The sequence below is a fragment of the Methylobacterium sp. D48H genome (genome assembly GCF_053345715.1).
In genome coordinates this window covers 61,037-81,939 of record NZ_JBKFAP010000008.1, presented here as the reverse complement: position 1 = coordinate 81,939, position 20,903 = coordinate 61,037, and the positions used below count along the sequence as shown (strand labels likewise).

Genomic DNA, 20,903 nt, shown 5'->3' with positions numbered 1-20,903 from the left:
CTGCAGGGCCGCCGACGGCCCGGGATTGCCCCCGCGCTACACCAAAGGCACCGGCCCGTGAAGCGGGCGGACCTGCCGCGACCGCCGGCGAAGGCGTCCCGGAGGCCCGGCCACGCGCGAGACGCGGCCATGCGCGCGGGCCGGTTGCCGGGACGGCGGCGCCGGCCTAGCCCTCGCCCATGCCCGAGTCAGCCCTCCCGTCGCGCCCCCTGGCGGCGCTCCTGTTCGACATGGACGGGACGATCATCAGCTCGATCGCCTCCGCGGAGCGGATCTGGTCGCGCTGGGCCGAGGCGCACGGCCTCGACGCGGTCTCCTTCCTGCCGACGATCCACGGCGTGCAGTCGGTCGAGACCATCCGGCGGCTGAACCTGCCGGGCGTCGATCCCGTGGCCGAGGCCGCCGCGATCACCGAGGCCGAGATGGCGGATGTCGACGACATCGTGGCCATCCCGGGGGCGCAGGCCTTCCTGGAGGCGCTGCCGCGCCATCGCTGGGCGATCGTCACCTCGGCGCCCCGGCGGCTGGCGGAGCGCCGCCTCGCGGCGGCCGGCATGCCGGTCCCCGACCTTCTGGTGGCCGCCGAGGACGTGGCGCGGGGCAAGCCCGCGCCGGACTGCTTCCTCCTGGCGGCCGGGCGCCTCGGCGTCGCGGCGCCGGACTGCCTCGTGTTCGAGGACGCCCCGGCCGGCATCCGGGCGGCCGAGGCCGCGGATGCGGCCGTCGTGGTCGTCACCGCGACCCATCACGAGCCGGTGAGGACCAATCATCCCACCATCGCCGACTACACCGGGCTGCGCGTCTCGGCGGCCCCGGACGGGATCCGGGTGACACGGACCGCCTGAACCTCTCCATCCCGGCCGCGGATCCGCTGGCGGCCGGCCCCGCCCGGTCGTATCGCCCGCTTGCGCCGCGCGGATCGCGGTGAAGGGACACGGCCATGGTGACGATCAGTCGACGCCGCGCGCTCGGGGCGGTGGCCGCCGGGGCCGCCGCGGGCCTCGGCCCCGCCGCGGCCGCCGAGGCGCAGCCGGCCCCGCTGTTCCCGCTGCCGCAGGCCATCATCCCGATCCTGGGCGAGGCGCAGGTCTTCCCGGTCCGCCGGATCTACTGCATCGGCCGGAACTACGCGGCCCACGCCCGCGAGATGGGCTCCGACCCGTCGCGCGAGCCGCCCTTCTTCTTCCAGAAGCCGGCGGATGCCGTGCAGGTCGTCGCGGGCGGCGTCGCCGACCATCCCTACCCGTCGCTCACCCAGAACTACCACCACGAGATCGAACTCGTCGCCGTGCTGAAGTCGGGCGGTCGCGACATCGCGGCCGCGCAGGCGCTCGACCACGTCTACGGCTACGCCACCGGCCTCGACATGACCCGCCGGGACCTCCAGCGCGGCATGGGCAACCAGAAGAAGCCTTGGGAGATCGGCAAGAGCTTCGACCAGTCCGCGCCGATCACGCCGATCCTGCCGGTCGCCCGGGTCGGGCATCCGGCGCGCGGCCGCATCCGGCTCGCCGTGAACGGCACCGTGCGGCAGGACGCCGACCTGTCGGACATGATCTGGTCGGTCGCCGAGCAGATCGCCGAGCTGTCGCGGGCCTTCGAGCTGAAGGCGGGCGACATCGTCTTCTCGGGGACGCCCGAGAATGTCGGGCCGGTCGTCCGCGGGGACGTGCTCGCCGGCTCGATCGAAGGCCTGCCGGACCTGTCGATCCGCATCGTGTGATCGCGCGTCGCGCGATCCCCCGCGGAGATCCGGTCGCGGCGGGGCGTTGACTTTCCCTGCCGGCGTCGCGGCTTTATCCGGTACGGATCCGCGGGGGCAGGAGCAGCGCGCGTATGACCAAGCCCGACGGCGTGCCGCCGCACCTCTTCGAGACCGCCGAGGGCCGCCGTCTCGTCGAGGCCCGCTCCGATCCGGCGTGGCGCCGCTGGGGGCCCTACCTCAGCGACCGGCAATGGGGCACGGTGCGGGAGGATTACAGCCCGAAGGGCGACGCCTGGGACTACCTGCCCCACGACCACGCCCGGTCCCGCGCCTACCGCTGGGGCGAGGACGGGATCGGCGGCTTCGGCGACCGCCACCTGAACTGGTGCCTGTCCCTGGCGCTGTGGAACGGGCGCGACCCCATCCTGAAGGAGCGGCTGTTCGGCCTGACCAACCAGGAGGGCAACCACGGCGAGGACGTCAAGGAACTCTACTACTACCTCGACGGGATCCCGACCCACGCCTTCATGCGGATGCTCTACAAGTACCCGCAGGCCGCCTTCCCGTACGGGCGCCTGGTCGAGGAGAACGCGCGGCGCGGCCTCGACGACCCGGAATTCGAGCTCCTCGACACGGGCCTGTTCGACGAGGGCCGCTACTTCGACGTCGAGATCGCCTACGCCAAGGCCGCCCCCGACGACATCCTGATGCGGGTGACCGCGACCAACCGCGGCCCGGACCCGGCCGCCCTGACGCTGCTGCCGCAGCTCTGGGCCCGCAACACGTGGTCGTGGAAGCAGGGCACGCCGAAGCCGGAGCTGATGGCCGGGTCGGAGGGCTCGGTCTGGGCGCGCCACCCGGAGATGCCGACCTTCCGGTTCTTCGCCGAGGGCGCGGGCGACCTGCTGTTCACCGAGAACGAGACCAACACGCACCGGCTGTTCGGCAGCGGCCCCGCCGAGGGCTTCTACAAGGACGGGATCGACCGGTGCGTCGTGGGCGGCGACCGGGCCGCCGTCAACGCCCTGTCCGGCACCAAGTGCGCCGCCCGCTACGACCTGCATCTCGGCCCCGGCGAGACTCGGACCGTGCGCCTGCGCCTGCGCGCCGAGACCGCGCCGGGCGCGCCCTTCGCGGATTTCGACGCCGTCTTCGCCGCTCGCGAGGGCGAGGCCGACGACTTCTACGGGGCGCTCCAGGCGCCGATCGCCGATCCCGAGATGCGGCTCGTGCAGCGGCAGGCGCTCGCCGGCATGCTCTGGTCGAAGCAGCTCTACCATTACGACGTGCGCGAGTGGCTCGCCGGCGACCCGGCGCAGCCCGCGCCGGCGCCGGAGCGGCGGCACGGCCGCAACAGCGACTGGTCGCATCTGCGCGCCAACGACATCATCTCGATGCCGGATGCCTGGGAGTATCCCTGGTTCGCCTCCTGGGATCTCGCCCTGCAGGCGATCGTGTTCGGGCTCATCGACCCGGACTTCGCCAAGAACCAGCTCCTGCTGCTGGTCGACGAGGCCTACACCCACCCGAACGCCGCGCTGCCGGCCTACGAGTGGGGCTTCGGGGACGCCAACCCGCCGGTCCACGCGCTGGCCGCCTGGCGGGTGTTCGAGCTGGACCGGGCGCTCACCGGCCAGCCGGACCACGCCTTCCTCAAGCGGATCTTCAACAAGCTCACCCTGAACTTCACGTGGTGGGTGAACCGGAAGGATTCCGACGACCGCAACCTGTTCCAGGGCGGCTTCCTCGGCCTCGACAATATCGGGATCTTCGACCGGTCGAAGCCGGTCGGCGACGGCGCCACGCTGACCCAGTCCGACGCGACGGCCTGGATGGCGACCTACGCGCTGAACCTGATGCGGATCGCCATCGAGCTGGCGCTCGACGACCCGACCTTCGAGGACATGGCGGAGAAGTTCTTCGAGCACTTCCTCCTCATCGCCGGAGCCACGGGCGCGGGCGTGTGGGACGAGCCGGACGGCTTCTTCTACGACGTCATCGAGACGCGCGACGGGCAGCGCCTCCCGATCCGCGCCCGGACCATGGTCGGCCTGATCCCGATCTTCGCGGTGGCGGTGATCAACGAGTGCGACCTCGCGCGGCTGCCGTCCCTGCGCAGCCGGATGGTGTTCTTCCTCAAGAACCGCCCGGACCTCGCGACCCTGGTCTCGCGCTGGAACGAGCCCGGCGAGGGCCAGACGGCGCTGTTGTCGCTGCTGCGCGGGCACCGGCTGAAGGCCCTGCTCCACCGCGCCCTCGACCCGAACGAGTTCCTCTCGGATTACGGGCTGCGCGCCGTGTCCCGCGTCTACGCGGACGAGCCGTTCTGCTTCGCCTGGGACGGGCGGGACCTGGGGCTCGCCTACGAGCCCGCCGAGTCGCGCTCGCGGCTGTTCGGCGGCAATTCGAACTGGCGGGGACCGGTGTGGATGCCGGTCAACTACCTGCTCATCGCCGGGCTGAACCGCTTCCACGACTATTACGGCCCGGATTTCCGGGTCGAGGCGCCGACCGGGTCGGGCCGGACCTACGCGCTCCGGGAGATCGCCGCCCACCTGTCACGGCGGCTGATCAGCCTCTCGACCCGCCGCCCGGACGGGCGCAGGCCGGTCTACGGCGACAGCCGGATCGAGCAGGAGGATCCGCATTTCCGCGACCACGTCCTGTTCTACGAGTACTACCACGGCGACAGCGGCCGCGGGGTCGGCGCGTCGCACCAGACCGGATGGTCCGGGCTCGTGGCCCTTCTGATCCAGGAAGTGGCGACCGCCGCCGCCGAGGCGCAGAACCCGGGCTGGCCGTGAGGACCGGTCGCCGGGCTCGCGCGCCGGCGACCGACGCCCATTTACTCCGCGGCCTGCTGCATCCGCAGGCGCTGGCCCTCGCCGATCTGGCGGGAGATCGTCGAGCGGCGGGCGCTGTAGACCGCCGAGACCAGCGGGTAATCGACGGGCAGGCCCCACTTGGCCTTGTAGGCCTCGGGCGTGAGGCCGCGCATCGTCAGGTGACGCCGCAGGGCCTTGTAGGGCTTGCCGTCCTCGAAGCTGATGAGCGTGTCGGGCCGGATCGAGGCCCGGATCTGCGCCTCGGTCGGCCGCCGGACCTGCGGCTCCGCGGGCTGGTCCAGGGCGGTGATCGAGCGGTGTACCTCGGAGAGCAGGTCGGGCAGCGTTCCCGCCGGGACACTGTTGCGCGTGACGTAGGCGCTCAGGATCTTTGCGGCGAGTTCGACGCTCGGCGATGTCATCTGCATGGTCGTCACCTCGATTCTACGTGTTTCGGATGTGGCTCTCGTCGGTTTCCGTCGGGCTCTTCGCCGCCGACGGCCGGTGCATGTCCCTGAGACGTTCTCGGCCTCGGCCGGAGGCGGCGGATGGCCTCATTATGGGCCAGTCCGCCGCCGCTACAACCGAGCCGCGCATTTATCGCGCCGATATTTCTACTTAGGATTGAGATTTAGGGTCAACGACGAATCAACGGGCGCGTCGTTGTTCCGGCTCAAGTGCGGTATTGAGGACTCACCTGCCCAACCGGGCGCGTTGGAGAACGCGAAGACATGGAGGCCCTGGTCGTCGGAGCCGGCGTCGTCGGACTCGCCATCGGGCGGGCACTCGCGCTGCGCGGGCATGCCGTCATCGTGGCGGAAGCCGAGGACGCCTTCGGAACGGGGGTCTCGTCCCGCAGCTCGGAAGTGATCCACGCCGGCATGTACTACCCGGGCGGATCCGAGCGCGCGCACCACTGCGTCGAGGGCGCCCGGCGCCTATACAACTTTTGCGCGAGTCACGGCGTCCCGCATCGCGCGTGCGGCAAGCTGATCGTCGCCTCCGACGACGCGGAGGCCGAGAAGATCGCGGCGATCCGACGCCAGGGCGAGGCCAACGGCGTCCTGGGCCTCGAACTCCTCGACGGACGCGCCGCCCGGCAGCTGGAGCCGAATCTCGCCTGCACGGTGGCGCTGCACTCGCCACGCACCGGCGTCGTCGACAGCCACGCGCTGATGCTCGCCCTGCTCGGGGCGATCGAGGATCACGGCGGCGCGCTCGCCCTGCGCACCCCGGTCGAGGGCCTGACGCGGCGGGACGGGCAGTGGCAGGCCGCGTTCGGCGGCGCCGAGCCCGGCACGATGGCCTTCGACGCGGTGGTCAACGCCGCGAGCTTCGGTGCCCCGGCCCTGGCCGCCGGCACGGAGGGCTACCCGGCCGAGCGCGTCCCGACGCTGCGCCTGGCCCGCGGCAACTACTTCGGCTGCACCGGCAAGCCGGCCTTCTCGCGGCTGATCTACCCGGCGCCGCGGATCGACGGCGGCCTCGGCATCCATCTCACCCTCGACCTCGCCGGCCGCACCCGCTTCGGGCCCGACGTGGAGTGGGTCGACGGGTTCGACTACCGGGTCGATCCCGCGCGCGCCGAGGCCTTCTACGGCGCGATCCGGCGCTACTGGCCCGGCCTGCCCGACGGGGCGCTGTACCCGGACTACGCGGGCCTGCGGCCGAAGCTGACCGGGCCCGGCGAGGCGGCGGCCGACTTCCGGATCGACGGGCCGGCCGAGCACGGCCTGCCGGGGATCGTGCACCTGTTCGGGATCGAGAGCCCCGGCCTGACCTCCAGCCTGTCGCTCGCCGAGACGGTGGCCGACCGGCTGGACGCCTGAGGCCTCAGAACAGCAGGTGCTCAGAACAGCAGGTGCAGCGCCAGGGGCGCGAGGATCGCCGTCAGGAAGGCGTTGAGCCCCATGGCGATGCCCGCGAAGGTGCCGGCGACCTCGCTGACCTGGAAGGCGCGGGCCGTCCCGATGCCGTGGGCCGCGAGCCCGGCCGCGAAGCCGCGGGCGCGCATGTCGCGGATCCGCAGGAGGTTCATCATCGGCGTCACGAGGATCGCCCCGATGATGCCGGTGAGGATCACCAGGATGGCGGTGAGCGTCGGGTCGCCGCCGAGCGCCTCCGCGATGCCCATCGCGACGCCCGAGGTCACGGATTTCGGGGCCAGCGAGACGAGGATCGGCTGCGGGATGTCGAGGAGGCGCGCGAGGCCGATCACCACGGCGAGGGTGGTGGCCGACCCGGCGGCGAGGGCCGCCAGCATCGGCGCGAGGGCGCGCAGGACGGTCGCCCGCCGCTCGTAGAGCGGCATCGCCAGCACTACGGTGGCGGGCCCGAGCAGGAAGTGGACGAACATCGCGCCCTCGAAATACGCCCCGTAGGGCGTGCCGGTGACGGCCAGGACCGCCCCCACCAGGACGACGGTGATGAGGACGGGGTTGGCGATCGGGTGCCGGCCGGTCACGGCGGCGATCCGGTCCGCCAGGACGTAGGCAGTCAGGGTCACCGTCAGCCACAGGAGCGGCGTCTTGGCGAGGTAGACCCAGAGCGAGAAGTCGCCGGCCACCCGTCAGGGCTCCCCGTCGGTCCCGCGCCGCTCGACCAGCGCGGCCACGGCGCGGAACACCAGGACGGTGACCAGCAGCGACAGGGCGGTCGAGACGACCAGCACGAGGGCCAGTTTGGCGCCCTGTGCCCGCAGCAGGTCGAGGCGGCCGACGACGCCGACGCCCGCGGGGACGAACAGGAGCGACAGGTTCATCAGCAGGCCGCGCGCGGTGGTCTCGAGCGTCCCGTCGGTCAGCGGCTTCGGCAGCACGCGCGGTAGGCCGAGGCGGGCATTGTCGCGCAGCAGCAGGAACGCGAACATCAGGCCCATGCCGATCACCGGCCCCGGGATCGGGACGCCCGCGCCGCGCGCGAGGGCTTCGCCCAGCAGCTGCGCGAGCAGGATCAGGGCCAGGCTGGCGATCATCGCGAGTGGCCGGGACTACGCGGCCGCGACGCCCTGCTGTCCGCTGCGGCGGGCCGCCGCGATGGCGGCCTCGTCGAAGCCGAGCAGGCGGCCGAGGCGCTCGACCAGCGCCTCCTCGAACTCGTCGACGTTGCCGTCCGCCGCCGCCACCGACCACGCCATGGTCAGCAGCTCCTCGCGCTCGGACCGGTCGGCCTCGTGCGGGATCATCTCCACGAGGCTCGCCACGTCGCGCACCTCCGAATCCATGGCGGCGGCGCGCTCGATCAGCGCCCGCGCCGCGTCCGGACCGTCGGCGTAGTGGCCCTGCACGAGGCGCGAGAGGCGCTCGCTCTCGGCCGGCGCCAGGATGCCATCGACGCGGGCGACGTGGACGAGGAGCGCGGTGGCCGCGAGATGCGTCTCGTCCACGGTCTCCTGCGTGCCGACGCCGAGAGCCTCGGCCGCGTAGGCGCGCAGGCGTGCGATCAGGGACATGGCGGCTCCGGGGGATCGTGCACCGCAACAGTTCGGGCCCCGGCGGCGCGCCGTCAAGCACGCCGCCGCACGTCGCGCCGGACCGTGGCCCGGTTGCATCGCCGGCGCGGCGTTCACCGGCGCGCTGCGGCCTCCGCCCCCGTCACCAGCGGCGCGAGGATCGCCTCGGCCGCCCGGACGGTCGCGGGCCCGGCCTCGGCGGGCGTGCCGGCGCGGAAGGGCGGCGCCGGGGCGTACTCGGCGACGAGCTGCGCGGTGCGGGCGTAGGAATCCCCCCGCAGGTGCGCGGCGAGCGCCAGCCCGAGATCGAGCCCCGCCGAGACCCCGGCCGCGGTGACGCGGTCGCGGTCGAAGACGACGCGCTCGGCCACCGGACGGGCGCCCAGGAGCGGCAGCACCGCGTCGCGCACGCTCCAGTGGGACGTCGCGCGGTAGCCGCGCAGCAGGCCCGCCGCCCCGAGGATCAGCGACCCGGTGCAGACGCTGGCGATCCAGCCGGCCCGCGCGGCGCGGTCGCGCAGGAAGGCGAGGAGCGCGGCGTCGCCCATCTGGGTGGGCGTGCCGTCGCCTCCGGGGACGAACAGGACGTCGAGATCCGCCGGGCAGGTCGCGAAGCCGTGGGTCGCCACCAGGACGAGGCCGGTGTCGCTCGTCACCGGCCCGGGCTCCGCGCCGACGAGGTGGAGGTTGCCGGGCGCGAGGCCGGCGAGGAAGGTCTGCGGCCCCACGAGATCGAGCGCGGTCAGGCCCGGATAGACCAGCATGGCGATCCGGACGGGACGATCCGGCGGGATCGGCGCCGGATCGCCGGCGGCGGCCAGGGCCGGACGGAGCGGCGCGACCAGGGCTGCGGCGAGCGCGGCGGCGACGAGATCGCGGCGGCTGGCGTCCGGCGCGGTCACGGGCGCGCCGGGCGGGTCACAGGGCCCAGGCCGCGTCGCGGTAGGCGCTGTCCCAGAACTGCCACTCGAGCCGGGTGGCCTGCGTGAACGCCCGGTGCATCCGCGCGCGCTCGGCCTCCGACGCGCCCCGCGCCGCCCGGTCCGTGGCGGCGATCATGGCCGCGACCGCGGCGGCGAAATCGTCGCCCGCGTAGGTGTCGATCCAGGCGCGATACGGGTTGTCGGGCGCCGCGCGGGCGAAGATGTCGTCGCCGACCGCCTTGTAGATCCAGAAGCAGGGCAGCAGGGCCGCGCAGACCACCGCGTAGGGCTCGGCGTAGGCGGTGGCCGTGAGGTAGCTGACGTAGTGGTCGCAGGCCGGCGTCAGGGGCGTGGCCGCGAAGGTGTCCGGCCCGATGCCGTAGTCGCGGAAGAAGCCGCCGTGGAGGGCGCGCTCGACCACGATCGCCTCCTGCGCGGCGCGGGAGAACTGCACGATCGTGTCCGGATCCGGCGCCTTCGCGGCGGCGAGGCTCAGCGCCCGGCCGAAGCCGATCAGGTAGTGCGCGTCCTGCACGATGTAGTGCCGGAACCGGTCTTGCGGCAGCGTGCCGGCGGCGAGCTCGGCGTTGAACGGCATCGACCGGATGGTCTCGTAGGCGGCGGCGTTGCGCGCCCAGGCCTCCCGGGAGAAGGCGTCGCCAGGTCCGGGGGATGCCACGGCCTAGCCCTGCCGCTGCGCGTGGGTGACGGCGACGTGGATCAGCTCGGCGAGGGTGCGCACGCCGAGCTTCTGGCGCATCTGCGAGCAGGCGTTCGTCACGGTCTTGTAGCTCACCGACAGGTCGGCCGCGATGGCTCCGTAGGAGCGGCCCTGCGCGAGGCGCGCCAGGATCTGCTGCTCGCGGGGGGTCAGCTGCGATTCCGGCGCGCGGCGGGCGTCGGCGCGCAGCATCGCCACCTCGGTGGCGAGGCGCCGGTCGAGGTAGACCTCGCCGACGCGGACCTTGGCGAAGGCCTCGAACAGCTCGGCCGAGGCGTGGTCCTTGAGGACGTAGCCCAGGGCCCCCGCCTCGAGGGCGCGGGCGACGATCACCGGGTCGTTGTGCATGCTGAAGACCAGGATGCGCGTCTCGGGCGCGACCGCCCGGATCCGCCGGATCAGGCCGAGCCCGGCCATGCCGCTGCCCTGGAAGGTCAGGTCGCAGATCACGACCGGCGGGCGGAGCCGGTGGAAGATCCGGTAGCCGCCGACGACGGTCGTCGCCTCCGCGATGGTCTCGACGCCGGAATCCTCCAGCACGCGTCGACAGCCCTGCAGGACGATGGGGTGATCATCGATGACGAGAACCGGCAGGCGCGTGGCGGCGGCGTCGATCTGGGATGCGATGGCGTTCATGCGCTCGGCGCGGTGTTGTTCTCGTCGCCCCGGTCAGGCGGAACGGGGATCGTGATCCGGACGATCGCCCCGGGGCCGGCATTGTCAAGGGCGAAGGTGCCGTCGAGGGCCTCCACGCGCTCGCGCATCCCCGACAGACCGAGCCCGGTGCCGTGTTCCGGCGGGATTCCGGTGCCGTTGTCGCGGATGGTGAGGTCGATCCGGCCGCCGGTCTCGGCCGCCTCGGCCTCCACCCGGGTCGCGGCGCCGTGCCGCACGGCGTTGGTGGCGCTCTCCTGCACGCAGCGGAACACCGTGAGGTCAACGAGGTCGCCGTAGCCCCGGGCCAGCCCGTCGAACCGGCCCGCGAAGGCGATGCCGGGATGGCGCTGCCCGAAGCCGCGCAGGAGCAGGTCGAGGCAGGTCGCCAGGGGCGCCTGTCCGAGGCCGTGCGGCCGCAAGCGGTTCAGGAGCTCCCGGTTGACGGTCTGGACCTGCCCGACGATGGCGCTGATCTCGGCCGCCCGGGCGGCGAGCTTCTCGCGGCTCGGCTCGGCCGCGCCAGAGGCGATGCGGCCGATCGAGGCGGCGTTGGCCTCCAGCGCGAACAGGCACGGACCGAACTCGTCGTGCAGCTCCAGGGCCGTCCGGCGGCGCTCGTCGTCCTGCGCGGTCAGGAGCTGGCGGTTGAGGCGGCCGTTGGCGGCCCGGACCTCGCCCAGGGCCTCGGCGACCTTGTTGAACCGCTCGGCGATCACCGCCAGCTCCCGGGCGCCGGGCGGCGCCAGGCGGGCGGTGTAGTCGTGGTGCTCCAGCTGGGTCAGGCCGGCGCCGAGCCGCCGCAGCGGCGCGAGGATCCGGCCCAGCGCGATGTAGAGCGCGATCAGCATCGCGGCGTTGATCGCCAGGGTGGTCAGCGAGAGCGCCCGCGCGTAGCCCCAGATCTCGTCGATCTCGTCCATCGGCTGCGTGGTGATCTGCGCCGTGCCGAGCCGCCGCCCGTTGACGACGATCGGAAGGGCGTGGCGCTCGATCGGCGGCATGATCAGGTCGGCGAACCAGCGCGGCGCCTCCCGGTCGGCGCGCGGCGGCGGCAGCGGCCGGCCGACCTCGTCGCCGTCCGCGTCGAGCACCGCGACCCGGACGTGCCGGAGGACCTTGAAGCGCAGGTCGAGGGTCTGGAGCAGCGTGTCGGGCGCGGCCGTGTCGGACAGGCGGATCGTGTCGGCCACCAGCGACTCGACGGTCGCGAGCGACGCGCGGGTCTCGACGCGCACGGCCGACCGGGCGTTCAGGACGATGACGGCGCAGGAGATCACGGCCGCGAAGGCGTCGATCAGCAGGACCACCGCGACGAGCCGCGCGCGGGTGGACCACGCCGACCAGGGCCAGCGGCGGAGCCGGGGAGCGTCCGGCGCTTCGGCCGTCTCGGTACGCGGGGACAGGTTCGGGCGGGTATCCACGCGCTGACGCATAGCGACCGCGCCGGCGAAGTCCATGCCGCCCGCCGCGGACGGCCGGCAGAGTGGCGACCCGGACGTGCTCAGGCCGCCCCGCCCCCAGTGCCGCGGACGGGGCGAACACCGATTCTTAAGCGGCGCGGCGTAATCTTGTGGATAGCCGTGCCAGGACTGGCTGGGCAGGCAATTCGGACCGACATCATTGCGCCGTATTGCAGCTCCTCTATCGCCACCAGAGTCGAACCACCTTCGAATCCTCGGAGTGTGGCGGCCGGTGAAGGGGAGCCCGGTCGCGCGCGGCGTGTATCGTGTCAGAGATCCCGGCCTATGATCGATCTCAACCTCGACCCGTCCGAGACCCGGCCTGACCGGACGCCGTCGGCCAAGCCCGGGCCGTCGCTGAACCTCAAGGTCGCGCTGTTCAGCGTGGCCGGCGCGAGCGCGCTGGTCGGCTTCGGCGTCGCCGCCTCGACGGTGATGGCCGGCCTCGCGGCGCCAACCCCCGTGAAGATCGTCGCGTCCCGGCAGGCCGCGGACTGGCCGGAGCTGAAGGACGGGCTGCCCGCCATCAAGGGCTCCGTCCAGGCGGCCGCCCCGGCGCAGCCCGCCAAGCCGGAGACACCGGCGCTCAGGATGGTGTCGCTGCCGGAGGCGTTCGCGGCGATCACGCCGACGCCGCCCGCGCCGGACACCCCGCGGCCGGCGGCCCCGCAGCCCGCGAAGGTCGCCGCCGCCCCCGTCGCGCCGACGCAGCGCATCCCGGTTCCGACGCCCGTCACGCCGGTCGCGGCCGCGCGGGAAGTCGCGCCTCTGGCGCCGGTCCGCACGGCCGCGCTTCAGACGCCCCGCGCCTCCGAGACGGTCCGGGCCCGCGTGCTCGTCGAGCCGGCCGCGCCGAAGCCGGTGGCGGAGAGCACGGAGCGCGCGGAGAAGGCCGAGCGTCCCGAGAAGAAGGAGCGGGCCGAGAAGACGGAGCGCTCCGGGAAATCGGAGAGGACGGAGCGCGCCGAGAAGATCGAGCGCCCCGAGAAGCCCGCGCCCAAGGCGGCGACCCGCCAAACGCCCGCGCCGACGCGGACCGCCGACAAGGCGAAGGGCGCCGCCGCGACCGTTGCCCAGGCGGAGCCCGCCGAGGCGGAGGACACCGAGGTGCTCGGCATCAAGCTCCCGTCCCTGGCGCCGGCCGGGCGGAAGCTCAAGGAGAGCGTCGACGCCCTCGGCGACGCCGTCAAGAACGTCTTCTGATCCGCCGCGCCGGCCCCGATCATGGGGCCGGACGTCTGCCGAGGCCGGCGCTCAGGCCCGGCCCGTCTGGCGCCCGGCCTTGTCGCCCTTCGGCGCGGTGCGCTCGGCCTTGCGCTGGTGCTTGCCGGCCCGCGGGCTCGCGAATCCCTTCGGTCCGGCGGGCGGGCCCCGGCGCTCGGCCGGCGCCCCATCGCCCGCGAGCGCCTCGACCTGGATCTCCGGCGAGCCGTTGCGGGCGAAGGATTCGGCGAAGCGAGCCGCCGCATTGCCCCGCACCTCGAACTTGGTCTCGCGGTCGAAGATCCGGATGGCGCCGATCTCCTGGCGCCCGATCCCGCCCCGACGGGTCAGCATCGGCAGCAGCCGGCGCGGGTCGGCGTTGTCGCGGCGGCCGAGGTTCAGCCGGAACCACACCGCCGGGCCCATGGCGGCGATCCGCTCCGGGTCCATCGGGTCGTAGGGCGGACGCTCGCCGCGGGGGGCGCGGCCCTCGCCCGGATCGCTGACCTCCTCGGGGGCCGGCAGGCGGGTGCGGTACACGCGGGCCAGGAGCGCGGCGAGTTCCTCCGGGCTCTTGCCGGCGAGCAGCGTCTCGGCCAGCGCGACGTCCTCCTCGGCCGGCGGCTCGGCGAAGAGCGGGTCGGAGAGCATGCGCTCGCCGTCGAGCCGGCGGATCTCGTCGGCCGAGGGCGGCCCCGACCATTCGGGGCTCACCTTGGCGATGGCGAACATCTGCTCGGCCCGGCGCCGCCGGGAATTGGGGATCAGCAGCACCGAGGTGCCCTTGCGGCCGGCACGGCCGGTGCGGCCGCTGCGGTGCTGCATGACCTCGGCGTCGTGCGGGAGATCCGCGTGGATGACCAGGCTGAGCGACGGCAGGTCGATGCCGCGGGCGGCCACGTCGGTGGCGACGCAGACGCGGGCGCGGCCGTCGCGCAGGGCCTGGAGGGCGGCGTTGCGCTCGCCCTGCCCCAGCTCGCCCGAGAGCGCCACCACCGAGAAGCCCCGCTCGGTCAGGCTGGCCTGGAGGTGCCGGACGGCGTTGCGGGTGTTGCAGAAGACGATCGCGGTCTTGGCGTCCGCCTCGCGCAGGAGGTTGAGCACCACGTGCTCGGTCTCCCGCGGCATGATCCGCACCGCCCGGTAGGCGATGTCGGCGTGGCCCTTGGTCTCGCCCTTGATCGCGAGCCGGAGGGCCCCGCGCTGGTAGCGCTCGGCCAGCGTCTCGATCGCCTTCGGCAGGGTCGCGGAGAAAAGGTAGGTGGCCCGCTCCGCGGGCGTCGCCGAGAGGATGAACTCGATGTCCTCGCGGAAGCCGAGATCGAGCATCTCGTCCGCCTCGTCGAGGACCACGGCGCGCAGCGCCGTCGGGTCGAGGTTGCGGCGCTCGAGGTGGTCGCGCAGGCGGCCCGGCGTCCCGACCACGATGTGGGTGCCGTCCGCGAGCATCCGGCTCTCCCGGCGCGGATCCATGCCGCCGACGCAGGCCGCGACACGGCCTCCGGCCGGCCCATAGAGCCAGGACAGCTCCCGCTGGACCTGCAGGGCGAGTTCCCGGGTCGGGGCGATCACGAGGGCGAGGGGCGCCGCCGGGGGCGGCAGATGCTCGGCCTCCCCGATCAGCATGCTGGCCATGGCGAGGCCGTAGGCCACGGTCTTGCCGGACCCGGTCTGGGCCGACACGAGGAGGTCGCGGGAGCCGGCGGCGGCTTCCAGCACGGCGGCCTGGACCGGCGTCGGGTCGGCGTAGCCGCGGTCGCTCAGGGCCCGCGCGAGGGGGGCGGGCAGGGTCGGGAAAGGCAAGCTTCGGGAACTCTCAACGGCCGTGCCGCGCCCGGCAGCGCGCCATCGCGCGGCGGGGGAATCAGGCGCCGGACTTTATTCGGGTGCCCGGAAGGTAACGCCAACCGGGCCGACTGACCACTCCCGTCGCAGCATGGGGCGGTTGCGCGCGCTCGATCCGGGATCCGGCCCGCCTCATCGGCGCGCGAATGGACCCGCGGCCGATCGGCCGTCGACGCCGACACTGGTCCGACGACCTGCTAAGGCTCCCGTGAATCGCGCACGTCGAGGCCCGACGCGAACCGAGCGGAGTACACGTTCATCATGATGGCAGCCCTGCGGGTGGCGGTAGCCTGGGCGACGGTTCTCGCCTTCACGTGGTTCGGCAAGGACTGGCTCGGAGACCTGTCGCAGCCCCTGTTCGCGGGGGGCCTGTTCGCGTGGCTGCTCGCCGTGATCGTCTGGGCCGCCTTCGGCGTGGTGCACGAGGCCGAAGAACTGGCACACCGCCTCGGCGAGCCCCTCGGGACGCTGGTCCTGACGCTGGCGATCGTCATCATCGAGGTGGCGCTGATCTCCGCCGTGATGCTGTCGGCCAAGGACGCGCCGACCCTCGGCCGCGACACGATGTTCGCGGTGCTGATGATCGTGCTGAACGGCGTGGTCGGGCTGGGTCTCCTGGTCGGCGGCCTGCGCCACCACCAGCAGCGGTACAACCTCCAGGGTGCCTCAGCCTTCATGGCGGTGATCATCCCGCTCACCACGATCGCGCTGATCATCCCGAACTTCACCAGTTCCACCAGCGACGGGACCCTGACGACGCTTCAGGCGGTCACGTTCTCAGTGTTCACCCTCGCCCTCTACGGCGTGTTCCTGCTCATCCAGACCGGGCGCCACAGCGAGTTCTTCATCGACGCGGAGATCCCCGAGGCGACGGAGCCGCCGCACGGCGCGGATCCGGTCTCGGGCGGCAGCGTCGCCAAGCATGTCGGCCTGCTGCTCGCCAACGTCCTGCCGATCGTGATCCTGGCCAAGAGCCTCGCGGTGATCCTCGACCACGGCATCGCGGCGCTCGGCGCGCCGACGGCGCTGGGCGGCGTGCTGATCGCCGCCATCGTGTTCACGCCGGAGGGGATCTCGGCGCTCAAGGCGGTGGCCCGCAACGAGCTCCAGCGGGCGATCAACCTGTGCCTGGGGGCGGCCACCTCGACGGTCGGCCTCACCGTGCCGGCGATCCTGACCATCGGGCTGCTCACCGGCCAGACCGTGGTGCTCGGCCTCAAGCCGACCGAGATGACCCTGCTGGCCGTGACGCTGATCCTCAGCGCCCAGACCTTCTCGGGCTCACGCACCACCGTGCTGGAGGGCGCGGTGCACCTCGTGCTGTTCTTCGTCTACCTCGTGCTGATCTTCAGCCCCTGATTCGGCTTCCGGCGGAACGCTTCGGCCGATGCAACCCGCTCCGTCGTCGCGAGCGCAGCGAAGCGACCCGGGGCGGCGCGACGTTGGAGAACGTGGCGCACTCCGGATTGCGTCGCTCCGCTGGCAACGACGACAGAGCCGAGATCCTCGACCGGAAAGCGCCAGGCCTCGTTCAGGCGCCGAAGCGCTCGGTGCGGATCAGGCCCGGCGCGACGCCCTGCGCCAGGATCAGGTCCGAGGCCGCGGCCACGAACCGGTTCGAGCCGCAGAGGAACACCTTCCCGGGCGCCCCGATCCGCGCCAGCGCGTCGGCGACGAGGTGCGCGTCGATCCGCTTGCCGCCGGGCTCGCGCGTCGTGGCGAGATGCAGGGAGAAGTTGGGATCCGTCTCGGCGAGCCGCTCCAGCTCGGCGACCGCGATCGCCTCCGCGCGGGTGCGGGCCGAGTAGATCAGCGCCGCCGGGATCGCCCGCCAGTTCTGCGCCCGCCGCCGCAGCATCGCCAGGAGCGGCACCACGCCGGACCCGCCGCCGCCGAGGAGCAGGGGCCCGCCGTCGGTCCCGTCCCAGGAGAACGAGCCGCCGATTGGCCCGCGCAGCTCGACCCGGTCGCCGACCTCGGCGCACTGCGAGAACCAGCCGGACACCTCGCCGTCCGGCAGGGCCTCGATCATCAGCTCCAGGGTGCCGCTGCCGTCCTGCGCCGAGGCGACGGAGTAGCTGCGCTGCGCCTGGTAGCCGTCCTCGGCGGTGAGCCGGACATCGACGTGCTGCCCGGCCCGGTAGGACTCGGCGAGGCCGCAGCGCAGCCGGACGCTCTTCACGTGCGGCGTGACCGGCGCGATCGCGGTGATCTCCGCCTCGTGCCAGCGGAAGACGATGGGCTCGATCGCCGAGTCAGTCACCGTCTCAGTCACCGATGTAGCGCTGCTCACGCCAGGGATCCCCGTACATGTGGTAGCCGCGCAGCTCCCAGAAGCCGGCCGTGTCGGTCTGGGTGAACCGGAGACCCTTCACCCATTTGGCGCTCTTCCAGAAGTAGAGATGCGGCACGAACAGCCGCGCCGGGCCGCCGTGATCCGGATGGATCGGCTGGCCCTCGTAGCGCGTCGCCACCAGGGCGCGGCCGCCCACGAGGTCGGCCACCGGCACGTTCGTGGTGTAGTCGTCGTGGGATTCCGCCAGGAGGTAGCCGGTCGGCGCCGCGATCCCGGCATCGGCCAGGATGTCGTCGAAGCTGACGCCCTCCCAGGTCGTGTCGAACTTCGACCACTTGGTGACGCAGTGGATGTCGCCGCGCCAGGTCGTGCGGGGCAGCGCCTCGAACTCCGCCCAGCTCCACGCCTTGATCGGCCGGGCCCCCTCGCGCAGCGTGAAGCGCCACGTGGCCATGTCGACGGTCGGGTTGGGGCCGATCTGGAGGATCGGGAAATCGTCGGTGAGATATTGACCCGGCGGCAGGCGCGCGCCGGTCTCGGGCGGCTGCCTGCGTCCGACGAAGCCCCGTGTCACCATGACGGTCGCCGCTCCTCTCGCTCGCCCTCCGGCTCGCCCCCGGGTTTGGTGCGGCGGAGCACCTCACGTCAAGCCGGCACGTGCGGCCGAACAAACGCCCCAAAGCTCGGGTGTGCTAGCAGCTCTGTGCCGATCGATCGGCACGAATCGCCTGCTTTCAGGGGGATGTCATGAAGTACCTTCTCGCGACGAGCCTTGTCGTCGGGAGCCTCGCCACGCTCGCGCCGGCCGCCCAGGCCCGCGACGGCATCGGCGCCGGCGGCGCGGCCGCCCTCGGCGTGCTCGGCGGCCTGGCCGTCGGCGGCGCCATCGCGTCGGCCAACAACGGCTACTACCCGGGCCGCCCGGTCTACCGCGCCCCGCCGCCGGTCTACGTCGAGGAGGATTACGGCCCGGTCTGCCACTTCGAGCGCCGCCGGACCTACGATGCCTACGGCGACGTCTACATCCGCCGCGTCCGCGTCTGCGAGTAGGCGGCTTCCGGAGTGGCCTCTGCGGCGGGCGCCGGTTTCAGGCGCTCGGCGCACGCAATCCCGGCCAGCACCAGGGCCAGGGCGACCCCTTCCGTCGCGCCGAACGGCTCGCCGACCAGCAGGACGGCGAGGATCGCGCCGAAGATCGGCACGAGGTTGACGAACAGGCCGGCGCGGTTCGGTCCGATGATCTCGACGCCGCGCATGAAGAAGAGCTGCGCCAGCAGCGACGGCCCGAGGCCGACGAAGGCGACCATCAGCCAGCCCTCGCGGTTTGGCCAGACGGCGTGGCCCGTCGCCCACTCGACGGCGAGCGGCGGCAGCGAGGTGACGAAGGCCGCGACCGCCATCGCGGCGAAGAACACCAGGGCCGGCACCTTCGGGCGCGTCGGCAGGAAGATCGTGTAGCCCGCGTAGAGCAGGCAGGCGCCGAAGACGAGCACGTCGCCGCGGTTGAACGCGAGGGTCGTGAGCACGGACAGGTCGCCGTGCGTCGCCGTGAGGCCGGCGCCGACCAGGGTCAGCGCCACGCCCAGGACCTGCCCCGGCGTGACCGGCACCCGGTAGGCGAGCCGGTTCAGGACGATCACCAGCACGGGGATCGCCCCCTGGAACAGGGCGAGGTTGATCGCGCCGGTATGCACGCCGGCCGCGTAGAACAGGCAGTTGAAGGCCGTGTAGCCGAGGCCGCCCATCAGCAGGATGCGCAGCCAGTGCGGCCGCAGGAGCGGCCACGCGGCGGCGAGCCGGCGCGCGGCGAAGGGCATGAGCACCAGGCAGGCGACCGCCCATCGGAGCGTCGTGATGACCTGGGGCGACACGTGACCGGGCGCCCAGCGGCTGGTGACGGCGTTGCCAGCCCAGAGCAGCGCCGTGACGGTCAAGAGCAGGTAGGCGGGCGCCGCCGGGGAAGCCCGGCGCGCGCGCCCGGTCGTCAACGGCGGCGGAACTGACCGCCGCGCACCGGCGGGCGGGGTCCGGACGAGCGCTCGTCCTTGTGGCGGAACACGAGGCGGCCCTTCTCGAGGTCGTAGGGCGACATTTCGACCGTCACCCGGTCGCCCGCCAGCGTCTTGATGCGGTTCTTCTTCATCTTGCCGGCCGTGTAGGCCACGATCTCGTGGCCCTGGTCGAGCTGCACGCGGTAGCGCGCATCCGGCAGGATCTCGATCACGAGACCATCGAACTGCATCAATTCTTCTTTCGCCATGCACCTTCTCCAGTCGGACCGTCCGGCAGCAGGCGTTCCGGCAATGCGTGTTCGGCTGTCATCGAGCTCGGGAAACGCCGCAGGGCGCGGATCCGATCCGGGGGACCGCCCGCGCCAGCTCAGCAGCACCGCTCGCATGTAGTCCCCGCGGGAACCGGCCGCAAGTCACGGACACCGAACACGTTCCGTCATCGACACGATTTGCCGGCTCTCAGGGCTCGGCGTCGTTGCCGGCGTAGTCGAGGCGACCGTCCGGCGTCCGGCGCCAGATCCGCAGGGCGATCGGTGCTGCGGCGCGGTCGCCCCGCGCGTCGAAGGCCACCGATCCGAGCAGCGTCCGGGACGGCCCCGTCCGCACGGCCTCGGCCACCTTGTGGCCGTCCGCGATGCGGCCGGTCCTCGGGTCGGCGGCGCGGGTGCGCTCGGTCGCCTGCGCCAGGAGCTCCACGGCCACGTAGGCGTTGGCCGCGACGCTTTCCGCCTCGGGCGGGCGCGGCACCGGGCGAGCGCCGCGGATCTCGGGCAGGCGCGGCGGATCGGGAACCAGGGTCATGACCGTCCCCTCCCCGTCCCCGTCGACCGCGGCGAAGGCGGGGTCGAGGATGCCGTCGCTCGCCACCAGGGTCGCGCCGAGGCCGGCCTCGCGCATGGCGCGGAGCAGGGTCACGGCCTCGGGCGCGAGGCCGCCGAAATACACCGCGTCGAGGCGCGCCGCCTTCAGCCGCGCGACGAGGTCCGCGAGGTCGCGGGCGCCCCGGGGGAAGCCGTCGAACAGCACCTCCGGCATGCCGGCCTCCTTCAGCCGCGCCGCCACCGCGTCGGCGAGGCCGCGGCCGAAGGTCGAGCGGTCGCTGAGGATCCCGACCCGGCGTCCCGCGAAGGCCTTCGCCAGGTAGGCCCCGGCCGCCCGACCCTGCTGGGCGTCGCTCGGTCCGAGGCGAAACAGGTTCCACAGCCCCCGGCCGGTCAGCGGCCCGTAGGATGCCGCGGGCGCGACCATGACCGCGCCCGCCTCCTCGTAGACGGGCGCCGCGGCCGCGACCGCTCCGGATTCGAGCGGCCCGACGACGAGGCGCACGCCGTCGGCGGCGAACTTCTTCGCGACGGCGACGGCCTGCCGGGCCTCACCGCCGTCGTCGGCCGGGACCAGGACCCAGCGCGGGCGGCCGCCCGCGACGCGGTTGAGATCGGCCACCGCCTGCTCGGCGCCCTGCCGGAGCCCCTGGCCGAAGGCGGAATCCGGACCGGTCAGGGGCGCCGACAGCCCGATCCGCACCGGTGCCTGCGCGACGGCCGGGGCGGCCGCGAGGAGAAGGGCGAGGAACGGGAGGAGGCGACGGATCATGGCGGCACTCTAGGACCGTCTCCGCCCCGACCGGAAGGGCGCCGCTCCCGGATAGCCCGGACTATCGTCGGGCGCAGCGTCGCGCAGATCGTTGAGCGGATCGGGACGCTGATGCGCGCGGAAGCGCTGGCGGGCGAGCGCGATGTGCGGAATAAGGGCGTCGGCCCGGCCCGTCGCCGGGCGTGCCGGCGCCCTTCCACGCGTCGCCGGCC

At 73.1% G+C, this 20,903-nt stretch carries 21 protein-coding genes; 7 read left to right on the top strand and 14 right to left on the bottom strand.

Features of this window, described 5'->3' with window-relative positions; all coding sequences use genetic code 11:
* Positions 1-179 precede the first annotated feature (179 nt).
* The 3 genes from ACLBX8_RS15775 (at position 180) to ACLBX8_RS15765 (ending at position 4,509) form a co-directional block, all read left to right on the top strand.
* A complete protein-coding gene (locus tag ACLBX8_RS15775) occupies positions 180-845 on the top strand; it encodes an HAD-IA family hydrolase (RefSeq protein WP_447715473.1) in 666 nt (221 codons plus the stop codon).
* A gap of 95 nt (positions 846-940) precedes the next feature.
* Entirely contained in the window at positions 941-1,723 is a 783-nt protein-coding gene (locus ACLBX8_RS15770) for a fumarylacetoacetate hydrolase family protein (protein WP_447715472.1), read from the top strand.
* A 113-nt stretch (positions 1,724-1,836) separates the two neighbouring features.
* Positions 1,837-4,509 (top strand): MGH1-like glycoside hydrolase domain-containing protein, encoded by a 2,673-nt coding sequence (locus ACLBX8_RS15765; RefSeq protein ID WP_447699020.1) that lies wholly within the window; start codon positions 1,837-1,839, stop codon positions 4,507-4,509.
* A 41-nt stretch (positions 4,510-4,550) separates the two neighbouring features.
* Here ACLBX8_RS15765 and ACLBX8_RS15760 read toward each other — a convergent pair whose 3' ends face one another.
* A complete protein-coding gene (locus tag ACLBX8_RS15760) occupies positions 4,551-4,958 on the bottom strand; it encodes a MucR family transcriptional regulator (RefSeq protein WP_026604910.1) in 408 nt (135 codons plus the stop codon).
* A gap of 303 nt (positions 4,959-5,261) precedes the next feature.
* Between ACLBX8_RS15760 and ACLBX8_RS15755 the strand changes: the two genes are divergently transcribed.
* On the top strand, positions 5,262-6,359 hold the full coding sequence (locus ACLBX8_RS15755; protein WP_447715471.1) for an NAD(P)/FAD-dependent oxidoreductase: 1,098 nt from the start codon (positions 5,262-5,264) through the stop codon (positions 6,357-6,359).
* A 20-nt stretch (positions 6,360-6,379) separates the two neighbouring features.
* Here ACLBX8_RS15755 and ACLBX8_RS15750 read toward each other — a convergent pair whose 3' ends face one another.
* The 7 genes from ACLBX8_RS15750 to ACLBX8_RS15720 all read right to left on the bottom strand — a co-directional run bounded on the left by ACLBX8_RS15750 (position 6,380) and on the right by ACLBX8_RS15720 (position 11,739).
* Positions 6,380-7,096: an LrgB family protein gene (locus ACLBX8_RS15750; protein WP_447715470.1), complete on the bottom strand. Its 717-nt coding sequence runs from the start codon at positions 7,094-7,096 to the stop codon at positions 6,380-6,382.
* A gap of 3 nt (positions 7,097-7,099) precedes the next feature.
* Positions 7,100-7,504, bottom strand: coding sequence for a CidA/LrgA family protein (locus ACLBX8_RS15745; RefSeq protein ID WP_020093032.1), 405 nt, complete (start codon positions 7,502-7,504; stop codon positions 7,100-7,102).
* 15 nt (positions 7,505-7,519) lie between these two features.
* Entirely contained in the window at positions 7,520-7,981 is a 462-nt protein-coding gene (locus ACLBX8_RS15740; RefSeq protein ID WP_020093031.1) for a tellurite resistance TerB family protein, read from the bottom strand.
* Between the two features lie 113 nt (positions 7,982-8,094).
* On the bottom strand, positions 8,095-8,883 hold the full coding sequence (locus ACLBX8_RS15735; protein WP_447715469.1) for a DJ-1/PfpI family protein: 789 nt from the start codon (positions 8,881-8,883) through the stop codon (positions 8,095-8,097).
* Between the two features lie 16 nt (positions 8,884-8,899).
* Positions 8,900-9,583, bottom strand: a complete 684-nt coding sequence (tenA, locus tag ACLBX8_RS15730) for a thiaminase II (protein WP_447699025.1) — start codon at positions 9,581-9,583, stop codon at positions 8,900-8,902.
* A 3-nt stretch (positions 9,584-9,586) separates the two neighbouring features.
* Positions 9,587-10,261 carry a response regulator gene (locus ACLBX8_RS15725; RefSeq protein WP_012320334.1) on the bottom strand — a complete coding sequence of 225 codons (675 nt, stop codon included), beginning with the start codon at positions 10,259-10,261 and terminating at the stop codon, positions 9,587-9,589.
* A complete protein-coding gene (locus tag ACLBX8_RS15720; protein WP_447699026.1) occupies positions 10,258-11,739 on the bottom strand; it encodes an ATP-binding protein in 1,482 nt (493 codons plus the stop codon). The genes ACLBX8_RS15725 and ACLBX8_RS15720 overlap by 4 nt, the downstream gene beginning before the upstream one ends.
* A gap of 288 nt (positions 11,740-12,027) precedes the next feature.
* Between ACLBX8_RS15720 and ACLBX8_RS15715 the strand changes: the two genes are divergently transcribed.
* On the top strand, positions 12,028-12,945 hold the full coding sequence (locus ACLBX8_RS15715) for a hypothetical protein (RefSeq protein WP_447715468.1): 918 nt from the start codon (positions 12,028-12,030) through the stop codon (positions 12,943-12,945).
* 51 nt (positions 12,946-12,996) lie between these two features.
* Here the strand turns inward: ACLBX8_RS15715 and ACLBX8_RS15710 are convergent, their stop codons facing one another.
* Positions 12,997-14,748: a DEAD/DEAH box helicase gene (locus tag ACLBX8_RS15710; protein ID WP_447699028.1), complete on the bottom strand. Its 1,752-nt coding sequence runs from the start codon at positions 14,746-14,748 to the stop codon at positions 12,997-12,999.
* A gap of 303 nt (positions 14,749-15,051) precedes the next feature.
* On the opposite strand from ACLBX8_RS15710, the gene ACLBX8_RS15705 reads away from it, so the two are divergent.
* A complete protein-coding gene (locus tag ACLBX8_RS15705) occupies positions 15,052-16,149 on the top strand; it encodes a calcium:proton antiporter (protein WP_042671759.1) in 1,098 nt (365 codons plus the stop codon).
* A gap of 172 nt (positions 16,150-16,321) precedes the next feature.
* On the opposite strand, the gene ACLBX8_RS15700 is transcribed toward ACLBX8_RS15705, so the two are convergent.
* Both ACLBX8_RS15700 and ACLBX8_RS15695 read right to left on the bottom strand, forming a co-directional pair.
* A complete protein-coding gene (locus tag ACLBX8_RS15700) occupies positions 16,322-17,053 on the bottom strand; it encodes an FAD-binding oxidoreductase (RefSeq protein WP_447699063.1) in 732 nt (243 codons plus the stop codon).
* Between the two features lie 4 nt (positions 17,054-17,057).
* Positions 17,058-17,663, bottom strand: coding sequence for a sulfite oxidase-like oxidoreductase (locus tag ACLBX8_RS15695; RefSeq protein ID WP_056533142.1), 606 nt, complete (start codon positions 17,661-17,663; stop codon positions 17,058-17,060).
* 170 nt (positions 17,664-17,833) lie between these two features.
* Here ACLBX8_RS15695 and ACLBX8_RS15690 point away from each other — a divergent pair, with 170 nt between their 5' ends.
* On the top strand, positions 17,834-18,136 hold the full coding sequence (locus ACLBX8_RS15690; protein WP_012320341.1) for a hypothetical protein: 303 nt from the start codon (positions 17,834-17,836) through the stop codon (positions 18,134-18,136).
* Here ACLBX8_RS15690 and ACLBX8_RS15685 read toward each other — a convergent pair.
* The 3 genes from ACLBX8_RS15685 to ACLBX8_RS15675 all read right to left on the bottom strand — a co-directional run bounded on the left by ACLBX8_RS15685 (position 18,106) and on the right by ACLBX8_RS15675 (position 20,691).
* Positions 18,106-19,074, bottom strand: coding sequence for a DMT family transporter (locus ACLBX8_RS15685; RefSeq protein WP_447715467.1), 969 nt, complete (start codon positions 19,072-19,074; stop codon positions 18,106-18,108). The two genes, ACLBX8_RS15690 and ACLBX8_RS15685, sit on opposite strands and share 31 nt — an antisense overlap.
* Entirely contained in the window at positions 19,071-19,346 is a 276-nt protein-coding gene (gene infA / locus ACLBX8_RS15680) for a translation initiation factor IF-1 (protein WP_012320343.1), read from the bottom strand. The genes ACLBX8_RS15685 and infA overlap by 4 nt, the downstream gene beginning before the upstream one ends.
* 211 nt (positions 19,347-19,557) lie before the next feature.
* Positions 19,558-20,691, bottom strand: a complete 1,134-nt coding sequence (locus tag ACLBX8_RS15675) for a branched-chain amino acid ABC transporter substrate-binding protein (RefSeq protein ID WP_447699030.1) — start codon at positions 20,689-20,691, stop codon at positions 19,558-19,560.
* Positions 20,692-20,903 lie beyond the last annotated feature (212 nt).